The sequence below is a fragment of the Comamonas sp. JUb58 genome (assembly GCF_004364775.1).
Taxonomy (GTDB): Bacteria; Pseudomonadota; Gammaproteobacteria; order Burkholderiales; family Burkholderiaceae_C; genus Comamonas.
The window spans coordinates 1-12,453 of record NZ_SOAL01000041.1 but is presented as its reverse complement, the minus strand read 5'-3'; the positions used below and the strand labels follow the sequence as shown (position 1 = coordinate 12,453).

The 12,453-nt window shown below is 59.7% G+C and carries 8 protein-coding genes; 4 read left to right on the top strand and 4 right to left on the bottom strand.

What is annotated here, in order from left to right:
• On the bottom strand, positions 1 to 1,442 hold a 1,442-nt coding region (locus EDF71_RS24515; RefSeq protein WP_166656647.1), incomplete at its 3' end, for an RHS repeat protein.
• 406 nt (positions 1,443 to 1,848) lie between these two features.
• Here EDF71_RS24515 and EDF71_RS24510 point away from each other — a divergent pair.
• The gene (locus EDF71_RS24510; RefSeq protein WP_133859133.1) at positions 1,849 to 2,691 is read left to right on the top strand and encodes a siderophore-interacting protein; all 843 of its coding nucleotides are present in this window, start codon (positions 1,849 to 1,851) and stop codon (positions 2,689 to 2,691) included.
• Between the two features lie 13 nt (positions 2,692 to 2,704).
• On the opposite strand, the gene EDF71_RS24505 is transcribed toward EDF71_RS24510, so the two are convergent.
• The 3 genes from EDF71_RS24505 to EDF71_RS24495 form a co-directional block, all read right to left on the bottom strand.
• The gene (locus EDF71_RS24505; protein WP_166656646.1) at positions 2,705 to 3,178 is read right to left on the bottom strand and encodes a lysozyme inhibitor LprI family protein; all 474 of its coding nucleotides are present in this window, start codon (positions 3,176 to 3,178) and stop codon (positions 2,705 to 2,707) included.
• Between the two features lie 41 nt (positions 3,179 to 3,219).
• Complete coding sequence (locus EDF71_RS24500; protein ID WP_243854452.1) at positions 3,220 to 5,847, bottom strand: transglycosylase domain-containing protein; 2,628 nt, start codon at positions 5,845 to 5,847, stop codon at positions 3,220 to 3,222.
• A 348-nt stretch (positions 5,848 to 6,195) separates the two neighbouring features.
• Entirely contained in the window at positions 6,196 to 6,984 is a 789-nt protein-coding gene (locus EDF71_RS24495) for a 3-hydroxybutyrate dehydrogenase (RefSeq protein ID WP_133859130.1), read from the bottom strand.
• Positions 6,985 to 7,184: 200 nt separating this feature from the next.
• Here EDF71_RS24495 and EDF71_RS24490 point away from each other — a divergent pair, with 200 nt between their 5' ends.
• The 3 genes from EDF71_RS24490 (at position 7,185) to EDF71_RS24480 (ending at position 8,970) form a co-directional block, all read left to right on the top strand.
• On the top strand, positions 7,185 to 7,655 hold the full coding sequence (locus EDF71_RS24490; protein WP_133859129.1) for a peptidylprolyl isomerase: 471 nt from the start codon (positions 7,185 to 7,187) through the stop codon (positions 7,653 to 7,655).
• A 109-nt stretch (positions 7,656 to 7,764) separates the two neighbouring features.
• Complete coding sequence (locus EDF71_RS24485) at positions 7,765 to 8,328, top strand: GNAT family N-acetyltransferase (protein ID WP_133859128.1); 564 nt, start codon at positions 7,765 to 7,767, stop codon at positions 8,326 to 8,328.
• 279 nt (positions 8,329 to 8,607) lie between these two features.
• Positions 8,608 to 8,970, top strand: a complete 363-nt coding sequence (locus EDF71_RS24480) for an HPF/RaiA family ribosome-associated protein (protein ID WP_133859127.1) — start codon at positions 8,608 to 8,610, stop codon at positions 8,968 to 8,970.
• The last annotated feature ends 3,483 nt before the right edge of the window (positions 8,971 to 12,453 follow it).

Sequence of the window (12,453 nt, the reverse complement as noted above, 5' to 3'; positions counted from 1 at the left end):
AGCTGGCTGTATAGATCGTAGGTATAGACGGTGGTGCGCTGCTCGGGCAAGCCTTTGGCTTCTACCCATTCCGTCACATTCCCCTTGCTGTCATACCGCCAGGTACTCACAACCCCCAGCTGGTTGGTGTAGCTGCTCTGCCGTCCAAACACGGGCTCATACGTGTACTTCTCCACGCTGCCGTCGGGGTAGGTGATTTGCAGCGGCTGGTAGTTGCTGTCGTAGCTCGTGGTGGTGCTGTAGCCCCGGGCATTGGTGTACCTCTGGTGGTAGGCGCCATCCCACTGGTTGGAGGCGGTCTTTTTGCCGTTGAAGGTACGGCTGAGTTCATTGCCTTGCAGGTCGTACTGGGTGACGGTGGCGTTGCCTCTGCAGTCGGTGTAGGTGACTTCAAACACCCGGCGCTCGCGCAGGTAGTTGTTGGCACCCGTTGATGCGCAGCCGCTTTGCCCGTCAAACTGGCCCACGCGCCCGCCGCCCCAGAGGTTGGCGAGCTTTTGCGTAGTGCCGCTGGTGCCTGTGGGGTCGATGGTGACGCCCTTTTTGCCCAGGCTCAGCATGGGCTCAGGCGCGGGGATGCTTTGGATGTACTGGGCGCTGATCTTGAGGCCCAGCGGGTCGGTGCGGCTGGTGATCTGGCCGTTGGCGTCGTACTCGTACTTCCAGGCGTGGCCCATGACGTCGGTAACCTGGGCCAGGCGCTGGCCCGCCCATTGGTAGCTGACACTGCGCCCGGCCAGGTCTTCTATCTTGGTGATCAGGCCGCCTGCCATGGTGACGGTGTAGATGGTTTTGTCAAAGTGGTCCAGGATACGAGCGCTGGTGGCGCTGTCATAGGCGAAGCTGACTTTGACGCCGCTGGCGTTGGCATAGCTTTGGATGACGCCGTCTACGCTGTAGTTGATGGTGTTGCCAAAGCGGTCGTACCATTGCCAGCCGGTGTGTTGGCCTGCGGCATCTTTGAGCCGTTTGATGTAAACAGGTGCGTTGCCTTTGCTCTTGGCCATGTACAGATCGCTTTGGCCGCTGCGCTCGTAGAGTACTCCCACCCGTTCTATCACTTTGGCATCGCTGCCCAGCGGATCGAGCTCAAAGCTGAGCGGCGCCCAGGCGGGGTTGAGCCACCAGCGCCCCTGGCTCCAGGAGCGGGCAATGTCCAAGCTGCCGCCCAGCACTTTGACGCTCAGGTCGGTGTTGCTCTCTTGGTACTCGCCATTGATCCAGTTGATGCGTGGCTCGCCCGCTTTGGCGACTGGGGTAAAGCCCAGCTCGGTGTTGGGGACGAAGGCGCCTATGCCTGAGATGCCTTGGGCGGAGGCCCAAAATGCGCTGGACAGTAGGTAGGCAAACAGACTCCCTCGTAGCAACGGGCGAGAAACCGAGGTGATGGGTGGCTTGGCCGGTAGCTCTGTTCTTGGGCCGCAGTGCATGGCGCTAGGCATGTGTAGATCCCTCCCAACTATGATTTTTTGGTTTTGCATTCATGAGGCGCCATCGCTAAAATCGCTTGCGCCTTAAAAACTATCAATTAATTAAATTTGATAGTTTTTAAATTTGATGCAGCAATGCTTACGCACAACTGACAAGTCAGTGGAAATGCAACATAGAACAAATTGAAAAAGGGAAGATTTCGCGCCGAGTCCGCTGCTTCTCTATGCAGCAGCCCGTTAGGTGGTCAGGACCATGGAGCAGGTGTAGGTGAGCCTGCCTTGCGCACACCCCCCAGCCTTTCGCAACCCCACCCCCGCCATAGCCACACCCCAACCAGGGATTGCCACCTCGCCCTAGCCGCAGGAATGGTTCTCATTTAAGATAAAAGATATATCTTAGACACGGAATGAACACACCATGCCCTTGCAACTGAGCCTTCCCACTTCCCCTTCTCCCGAGCTGCTCGCTGCGCGTGCGCCTGAGCGGGCGCGCCATGAGATCAAGCTGCGCCGTACCACTGTCGAATCGGTGGAGCAGCTAACGCCGCATATGCTGCGCATCCGTCTGCAGGGTGCCGACCTGGCGGGTTTCAGCAGCCTGGGCTTTGATGACCATGTGAAGCTGCTGTTTCCGGATGCCAATGGCGAGCTGCAGTTGCCGCCGCCCGGTAGCGAAGGCCTGCCGCCTGCGATGCGCGAGGCGATGCGGGACTACACGCCCCACTCTTACGATGCGCAGGCGCAGACCTTGACGATTGACTTTGCGGTGCATGAGGCCGGCCCGGCAACGGCCTGGGCGCTGCAGGCGGCCAGTGGCCATGCGCTGGGGATTGCGGGGCCGCGCGGCTCCTTCATCGTGCCCACGGCGTTCGATGGGCACCTGCTGATTGGTGATGATGCGGCGCTGCCAGCGATCACGCGCCGCCTGCGCGAGCTGCCTGCCGGCACCCAGGCGGTGGTGGTGGTGGAGGTGAATGATGCGGCCGACGAGCAAGCGCTGGACAGCGCTGCCGATCTGCAGGTGCACTGGGTGCACCGCCAGGGCCAGCCAGCTGGCGATGCGCAGCGGCTGCTAGCGGCTTTGCGCCAGATCGATGCGCCTGCTGGCGATTACTACAACTGGGTGGCGCTGGAATCGACGGCAGCCAAAGCGCTGCGTGCAGCGCTGATTGCCGAGCATGGCGCCCACCCCAAATGGACGAAGGCAGCGGCCTACTGGAAGCGCGGCAGCTCCGGCGTGCATGAAGTCATTGAAGAGTGACCGCACACATCCATCATTCAGGATAGGAGCGCAGATAGCCCAGCAGTTGCACGATGCGCGCCTTGGTCAGGCTGTTGCGGTACTCGCTGCGCGACAGCGCTGAGGAACTGCCAAAGTCCTTGGCGTTCCAGGTGCCGTCGATAAAGGCGGCCTCGGTGGTCATAAAGCTCAGCCAGTTGCGCTGCGCGGCGCGCAGCTTTTGCGCGCCGTTGGCGCCCACCTTGACCATCAGCTCGCGGTAGGTCTGGTTCAGCTCCACATCGAGCTGTTTGGCATAGGCGCTGCTGGCGCGCAGCATGTCGGCCGTCGTGTTCTGGTTGCCGATGGCGGCCTCCAGTGGCTGTATGCGCTGCTCAAACGCGGCCAGGTGGTCGGGGGCATCGGGGTTGTCCACGGCCATCGCGGCTGTCGATACCAACATGGCAGCGCCCAGGCAAGCGGCGCGCATCCATTGCCAGCGGGGCTGGCGACTGTGGTTGAAGACCATGAACATCCTCCTGATGATTGATTAAAAAATAGGCAACCCGGTCAGTTGACCTCGCTGGCGGCAATGCCTGCATTGCCGGACTGCGGCGCCGCCGTGCCGGACGGGGTGGCGCGGCGCCAAACCATGCCGCCATCGGCCGTGGGCACGGGTTGGCCCACGGTACCGGATGACACCGGCGAGACGACCACACCGCGCTCAATCGGCGGTGGGTTGCCCGAGGGCTGGCCCTGCGGCACGCTGGCGCTACCGGGGAAGGCGGGTGCCGCCGTTGCCGGGTTGGATGGCACCGGATTGGACGATGGGCCAGGCACCACGACACCGGGTTGCGGCTGCCCTGCATCGGCTGGGCGCTGCGCAGGCATTTGCGGCTGCTGCGCTGGCGGTGGGTTGTTCTGGAAGACGGGGTAGTCGCCCTCGCCACTTGGGCCACGCGGGCCCGCGCCGCTCTGGCCTATGGGGCGAGCCTCGGGATCGTCGATCACAGGCGCATCACCGGGATTGCCGCGATCGGGCAGCGGCTGCATCGCAGGCGGTTGCTCAAACGGATCGACCGGTTGCTTGTTGTCGCCAAAGCCCAGCATCCAGCTGCGCAGGCGCTGCACAAAGGTGTTGTTCTCGGCCGGCATCTCAAAGCGGGCCTGTGCCTGCACCAGCTTGGCGCGCTGCGATGCGGCGGCCACCTCGGCCACCACCGGCAGCGCACTGTGGGCGCCCTGGCCCCAGTAGTCGTTCAGCTGCACGCGGCTGTCGTTGAAGCCGACCCAGGCGCCGCCCACCCAGTCCGGGTGCGCCAGCATGAACCAGCCGTCGGCATTGTCCTGCGTGGTGCCGGTCTTGCCGATCCAGTCACCGCTGACACCATAGCGTGCCACACCCCGGCCCGTGCCCTTGGTGATGACACCGCGCATCATGTCGACCAAGCCATAGGTGACGCCGCTGTCCAGCGCCAGCTCGGTGGCGGGTGGCTCAAACTCGGCCAGCACCTTGCCTTCGCGGTCCGTAATGCGGGTGACCATGACGGGGGCGCGGTAGCCACCGCCATTGGCCAGCGTGGAATAGGCGGTGACCATCTCCTGCAAGGTAACCGGGCTGGTGCCCAGCGCCAGCGACATCACATCTTCGAGCTTGCTGTCGCGCACACCCAGGGCCCGCGCCAGCTTGGCCACCTTGGCGGGGCCGACCTTGGCCATCACCTGGGCGGTGATGGTGTTCTTGGAGTAGGCCAGGCCATCGGCCAGGGTCATCGGCTGGTCCGATGGCGGGCCACCATCGGTGGGGCGCCAGAACTGGCCGCCGCCCAGCGGAATGCGCACAGCCTCGTCCATCAGCTGGTCGCTGGGCAAGGCGCCATCCTGCAATGCGGCGCCATAGACAAAGGGCTTGAAGGTGGAGCCGGGCTGGCGGCGCGCTTGCGAGACATGGTCAAAGGGGTCGATGGCAAAGTCGCGGCTGCCCACCCAGGCCAGCACATGGGCGTTGCGCGGGTCCATGGCCATAAAGCCCACCTGCACGCGCACCTTGTCCTGGCGCAGATTGGCCATGAAGTCGGCATCGGCCAGCAGGCGCTGCAGCGCTTCGTCCTTGTCCTGGCCATCGGCCACGGCCTGGCGGTAGACGGCGCTTTCGCGCACAAAGCTTTGCACCAGCGGGTTCTTGGCCGTCCATTGGTTGCGGTTGCTCCACAGGCCATTGGCAGTCACCTGCAGCTGGCGGCCCTGGCGCACCACGGCCTGGTTGGCCCATTGCTGCACGCGCGAGTCGATGGTGGTCTGCACCACCAGACCATCGGCATAGATGTTGTAGTCGTTGGCATCGGCCCATTCGATCAGCCACTTGCGCAGTGCCTGCGCAAAATGCGGCGCCATGCCCACGGCCTCGTCCTGGCGCTCAAAATCCAGCTTGATGCCGCGTTTTTTGAGGGTCTCAAAATCCTGGTCGCTGAGCTTGCCGTGCTTGTTCATCTGCGCCAGCACGGTGTTGCGGCGCTGCTGGGCCCGCTCGGGGTTTTGCACGGGGTTGTAGTAGCTGGTGCCCTTGAGCATGCCGACCAGGGTGGCGGCCTCGAGCACGCTCAGCTTCTGGGCGGGCTTGTCAAAGTAGGTGCGTGCGGCCATCTCGATGCCAAAGGCGTTGTAGAGAAAGGGCACGGTGTTGAGGTAGGTCTCCAGGATCTCGTCCTTGGTGTAGGCCGATTCGATCTTGTAGGCCGTCACGGCCTCCTTGAGCTTGCGGTTGAGCGAGCGGGCGCGGCCGATTTCCTCGGGGAACATATTGCGCGCCAACTGCTGGGTGATGGTGGAGCCGCCCTGGGGCCGGCCCATGGCCGTGTGCAGTACCGAGCCAAAGGTGCGGCGCCAATCGAGCGCGCCATGCTCATAAAAGCGGTGGTCTTCGGTCGCGATCAGCGCGTTGATGACGTTGGGCGAGATGTCCTTGAGGGCCACCCATTCGCGGTTGGAGCGCTTGTACTGCGCCAGCACCTTGCCATCGGCCGACAGCAGCTGGGTGGGTGCCTCGACCTTGTTTTTCTGGATATCGCCGATCGACGGCGTCAGCGGAATCAGCAGTAGCACATAGAGCAGCAGCAGGACCGGCAAGGCCGCCACCGCCAGCAGCCATTGCTTTTTGCTGCGCGCGGCCAGCCACTGGCGCAGGCGCCGCGCCTGCATGGGCAAGGCGCCCGCTGCGCGGCGCAAGGGAGTTGTCAAAGCGGAAATAAGGGGGATCGCCATGGAAAGAATCTGCAAAGCCTGGGCCGGCATCGCACTGCACGCAGGGCTGCTGGGGCCAATCCGCCATTGTCGGGCAGGCGGGGTTTCCCCGCCTGTCGGCTGTGCAAAGCAGACTGCAAACCATGTAACAAATGTAGGGGTCTGGCTATAGCCGCCAAAAGCGCATAAAGCTGATTTATGGCAACTTTAGACGCTGTACGCGGCTAGTTGGCGACGGATATCACCTGCCAGACTTGCCACCCAGCCCCCTGCTTTAGCGCGGGGTGCCGATACTGCGGGCCGGTATCACTCCATGAACCAGCCGTGGCTGACGATCATCGACTGCCCCGTCAGCGCATTGGTGGGGAAGGCGGCAAAGAACAGCGCGACGCGCGCCACATCGTCCACGGTGGTGAATTCGCCATCGACGGTGTCCTTGAGCATCACGTTCTTGATCACATCGGCCTCGCTGATGCCCAGCTCCTTGGCCTGCTCGGGGATCTGCTTGTCCACCAAGGGCGTGCGCACATAGCCGGGGCAGATCACATTGGCGCGCACACCTTGCGGGCCTCCCTCTTTGGCGACCACCTTGGCCAGGCCTTCCAGGCCATGCTTGGCCGTCACATAGGGGGCCTTGAGCTTGGAGGCTTCTTTGGAATGCACCGAGCCGGTGTAGATGATGCTGCCGCCACGGCCCTGCGCATACATGTGCTTGATGCAGGCGCGGGTGGTGAGAAAGGCGCCATCGAGCTGGATGGCCAGCATTTTTTGCCATTCCTGCAGGCTGAATTCCTGCACCGGCTTGACGATCTGGATGCCGGCATTGCTTACCAGGATATCGATGCCGCCATAGGCCTTTACCGCGGCTTCGACCGAAGCGTCGACCTGGTCTTCCTGCGTCACATCGACCGCCAGGCCCATGGCGGTACCGCCCTTGCCTGCAATATCCTTGGCCGCCGCCTCGGCCGCTTCCTGCTTCAGATCGGCGATCACCACCTTGGCGCCCTGCTGAGCATACAGATCGGCGATGACCTTGCCAATGCCACTGGCGGCGCCCGTCACATAGGCCACCTTGCCTGCGAGTTGCTGAACCATTTCTTCTTCCTTTCGACCGGAAAAGCGGTCACAAATCCCAAGTCTCGCGCTGCACTGCAGCATGCAACCGTAGGAGAGCAAGCCGTTTGCATGACAACATGGCAAACCCTTGGCGCGGCCCCTGCCATCCGGCCCCGCGATAGGGATGAGCGCCAGCAAGCCCTACACTTGCGGTTTTGCCAGATTCTTCGAACAAGACCATGAACATCACCAAAGACTGCGCCGTCACCATCCAATACAAGGTGACCGATGCGCAAGGCAAGCCCCTGGACAGCGGCAACCTCGCCTACCTGCATGGCGGCTATGAAAACATCTTCCCCAAGGTGGAAGCCGCGTTTGAAGGCCAGGCCGTGGGCTTCAGCACCAGCGTGGATCTGGCGGTGGAAGATGCCTTTGGCCTGCGTGACGAGAGCCTGGTGCGCGTCATCCCCAAGAGCGAGTTCCCACCCGGGGTGAAGGTGGGCGGCCAGCTGCGCGGCGCCAATGACCGTGGCGAACCCCAGGCCTTCTACGTCAAGAAGATCAAGGGCCCGGAAGTGCACCTGGATGGCAACCACCCGCTGGCCGGCCTGGCGCTGCGCTTTAGCGGCAAGGTGGTCGACGTGCGTGCGGCCAGCGAAGAAGAAATTGCCCACCGCCATGTGCATGGCGCGCACGGCCACCACCATTGATACCCGGCGCAGCAGGGCGCTTTAGTCCTCGCTGCGCTTGGCGTTGTTGATCCCCAGCGGCTCACGCAGATACCTGGCGTGCCAGCCGCTTTTTTCATGAAAGCTGCCCATGACTGCCACCTTGATCGAGCCCCGAACCGCCCGCCTGCAGCTGCGCCAATGGCAGCCGCAAGACAGGGATGCCTTTGCCGCGATGACGGCCGACCCCGAGGTGATGCGCCACTTTCCCGCGCCGCTGACGCGCGAACAAAGCGATGCGATGGCGGACCGCTGCGAGGCGCTAATGGCAGAGCGCGGTTGGGGCGTCTGGGCGGTGGAACGGCTGGAAGACCAGCAATTTATTGGCATCGTCGGCCTGCATGTGCCGCAGGCCCATCTGCCCTTTTCTCCCTGCGTCGAAATCATGTGGCGCCTGGCACGCCATGCCTGGCACCAGGGCCTGGCCACCGAGGCCGCGCAGGCAGCGCTGGCCGTGGGTTTTGGCCAGTTGCAGCTGGCTGAAATCGTCGCCTTCACCACCACCGGCAACCTGCCATCGCAAGCGCTGATGCAGCGCCTGGGCATGGAGCGCGACCAGGCGGGGGACTTTGAGCACCCTAATCTGCCGGAAGGCCACCCCTTGCGCGCCCATGTGCTGTATCGCCTGCCCGCTTCAAAATTTGCAGCAAGCTAAACCACGCAGTGCCCTGCCGCCTTGCCCAGCTGTTGGGGACGGCCCGCCAGGTTTCAAGCCAACCGCTGCCCCACCCGGCCGTCCGAGCGCCTACCCACGAGGCTGTAGGACGCTTGATCTTTCTCAGGGCTTTTACGCATATTGACCATGTCGCGGTCTCTGTTGCAGTTTTGCGCGTTAGGATGTGTCTAACTTAATGCCGCAAGGCGATGGCCTTCGCGGCATCCAGTTGTCAACGCTGGGCCGCCCGCCCAGCACGTTCGAGAAAGGAGCACATCCATGCAAGTTCAAGTGCACGCTGGCGACAATGTCCAAGGTGGAGATTCCCTCTCCCAATGGGCACAAACCGAGGTACAAAACAAGCTTTCGCGCTTTCGCGAATATGTGACCCGGGTGGAGGTTTACCTCACCGATGTGGACGCACTGAAGAATGGCGGCAAAGGCAAGCGCTGCGTGATGGAAACACGTGCCACCGGCCGGCAACCCTTGGCCGTGAATGCCGAGGCAGAAAAGGTCGCTGAAGCCTTCAACGCTGCGCTGGAAAAGCTGCACCGTGCGCTGGACACCGACATCGCCAAGATGCGTGACAAGAGCAACCGCGAAACCATTCGCACCGGCACCGACGAGGATGTCGAAGCCTAAGGGCTGAAACGGGCCAACACAGGCCCTCCTCTTGAACAAAGCACCGCCTGGCGGTGCTTTTTTGCGTCTGGGCTGCTTGTTTCTTGCGTGCTATGCGCCTTTAGCTGGGTTTGCAGGCCAGAGGATGCGCTGCGGCTCTCTACCGTGCGCGAACGTGCCTGGCTCCTGCACACCGGAAGGCTGCTGTGTCTTTATTCAGGTGAATGGCTGGTTGCACCTGGACGTGAACCAGCACCTATCGCGTCATCCAGACCCAGACCCGCCTTGGCTGGGAAGTTCATCGCTTTGCAGCGCGCATGTCTGCCGCTTTCCCGAGCCGATAGCGGTACGCAAGGTAGATAAGGAGCCGTGCCTGCGCGCTCCAGTTCCGACTGCACGCCCTCGTCCAAGCCCTCTCTAGTTGCGCCATCACATCCACAGCGCCCCAACAGCCTTGGGCACAAAGCCATCAACGCTGGATAGCGCTCATTCAAATTGGCTGAATGCACCGTGCGTGCAGCGATCCGAAGGCGCATTGGGAAGCTGAAAAACCGGTGGATATCTTTATGTGGTCAGTCGATGGATTGATGCACAAGTTGTACACATGTGACAAAAATTCGTGCTCTTCATTGCCATCGCAAAAGATATCCACAGACCCAGCGGACTTTCTGAGGTCACCCTCCTGATGGTTTCATCGCGTAAAAATGGGTTTTTTACCCATAATGTCCTGCAAATCACCAGTTCTCTCTATGTAAACGGATAGATTGCCGTTCATCCTACGATAACGGAAAGTGCAATCTGCACACAAGCTTTTCCACAGTTTCTAGCTTGATTTGCCTATTTTTTGTGCGTTTCTTCAAGCAGCATTTATCCCTGCATAGCTGTGTATAAAAATGCAAGCTGCTTGTCTTGAATGAGAAATTGATGAAGCTCTGTGCATAATTTATTGCCAGATCGACCAACTTATCCACAACCTGTGCCGCAGACACTTCAACAGGTCAATTTGTGGATAAGTTTTCTCTTGAAGATGGCTTGTAGTTTTCATGCATAAGTGCTTTACTTATCCACAAATGTAGGCCATCGTAGAGCTAGATCATCGTCAGAGAAATGTGCATAAGTCATTCCTGACACACTCTCATATTGTGGGATTTATCACGATGTGGAAATTTATTCACAAGCTGATCCAGGATAACTTGTTGACAAACTGCGAGATCTCACTGCCCATTTTGCATAAAAAATCAGCATTCAGCGGAACAGCTGTTAAAAACAAGATGGTAGCAAATCTGAAGTAAATCGCCTTTTATTTCAGTTTTTTTGAATTATTCAAATTGAAATTTGGGGTTCGGCAGTAGCCCTCAGGGGCCAAGCGCCCTCTCGTTTGAATGGGCCCCGGATCGCGTTCTCCACCCCGTACGCCGAGCGCTGGCCATTGGGTAAATGGCATCCCAGATCCATCTGCTGATCCGTGCTGACGCAGTACGGGCCCGTTCAACACTCGCATCCGAAATGCGGAAAGCGCTCTAAACCGCCGACTGCGATCGAAAGATGGGGTTCGGAAGCCACGGGATCGGCCAGCCCTGCCCCATCGCGATGAGGGCTTGGCGGGAATTTCGAGCGTTTTCAGCCAGGCCCGTAGCGCGAATGGCTTGGTGGGATGACCTGGAACGGCTGGAAGGAAGAAGAAAAACACCAGCAGGGCCACAGATCGGCGTCGACTGCTTCCTCCTAGCGGTGAAACACAGAAGTCGATGACCTCGGATAGCGGGATCGGGGCCGAGTTGCAGCTCCGTCGAGGCGAGATGTCCACAGGCGAGACCCTGTCGCCGGCAGCGGCCGGCGTCGGTGATTTCTGCTCGTCGCCGACCCAGCCCGATTGGCGCAGGGACCCCAGTTCTTCACATGTGGATTTTTTGCCCCGAAATGGGGGATTTCAGGCCAAAAGGTAGGGCTCACCGCCTGGCTCCACCCAGCTGCAGTCTTAGTGGATAGGTATCAAACCATTGTTTTTATTGGATATTTTTCGTGTGCACCGTATTACCCACAAGCAACGCAGTCAGACCGGTGTGCCGGGAGTGCCCAAAGAACTGTGGATAACTTTCAGGATAAGACAACAACAACCCCATAGTTATACACAGACAGGCGGCCATTCAAGAACTTGCTCCACTCTCATGCACCGGCAATAGGGCCCAGTGCACACAGATGGATAACGTGGCAGACCATTGATTTATAAACATAAAAAACTTATCCACAGCTTTTTTGGCCAAATCATCGAACGCCAAAGTGGCTCAGTTTTGGCCTAGGCCTTGTGGGTAATTTTTGAAGTACCTGCTTTCATACGCACAGCAGACGGAGGCGAGCCTGTTATCAGTGGCGTTGGCATACAGCATGTGGATAAGTTATTATTTATCAATAACTTGTTGAATTTTTAACGGCGGAGAATAGCTGTGGATAATGAAACCGTTCAAACTAACTTATCCACAGAAATACCCCACACCCTCGACTTATCCACTTTGCAGTGACAAGCAGGGACGGGTACCATCAACATGGTTGGCGAAATTTCAAGCTTTTGAAAATTTTTGCTTTATCGGGCTTATCCACAGGAGGTGGGGCCCTTCTACTACTATCTACTATTCTTTTAAAGAAAATAAAAGAAAAACCAAAGGCAAGCTCGGCAAAGTTTCATATCTTGAAATTTTTCAGACTGTGGAAATTCAGACGTCGTATGGAGAAGAGGATGCACGCTGAACGCATTCAGAAATGCGCCATGCCGCTCTCCACATCCAAGACGCCGATAGAAGAGGGCAGCGCAGGTTTGTTGCTTGGTTGCCGCGATCAGGTCGCTCTCCCTGGGAGTCCTTGTCTAAGGAATTCACTGTGCGCAAATGCACAGGCCAACATAGGTGTTAGCTATACTTTTGGATGTGTGTCGCCAGCAGTGACGCTGCTTTGCAGGGGATTGAGAAAGGTCGCTGGGCCGAAATGACGCATCGAATAGTGCTGCTGGAGCGGGATTCGCTGCTCTGGATGGCGTAGATCTTCATAGCTCGGCAAGCTCAGCTTGCTGAAAGCCGTCCACCGCACGGATAGAGGCCGCTGGCGCTTTGGATGATCTGGGTAGAGGTGTGGGGTCGGAAACGCGTGCAGAACGTCTCCTGGGGGCCCTGAGTGACCCCGTGAAGAAGCGCTGGGGTGTGGGGCTCTATGGGCAGTCGAATGCTCCCGTAAGGCCCAGAAAAATGGGTGATTCCGTCAGAGCTGTATGTTTATACAGTTGCAAAGGTGGAGGCTTGCTCCAGCACCTGCATCTACCTCGCTGCTACCGCATGCAGCCCCTCTCTAAGCCGCCCACACCGTCCCCAGGGCGCTGATTCGTTCCCCGTTCAACTACCCCATCAAACAGGCAAAAAAATGGTTCATCGAGGAATACCGGGGAACGCGGCGCGGATCTTGAGAAAGAAGTAGTCCTCATCTCGATATCCGTAGGCGCGGCGCTTGATGACCTTG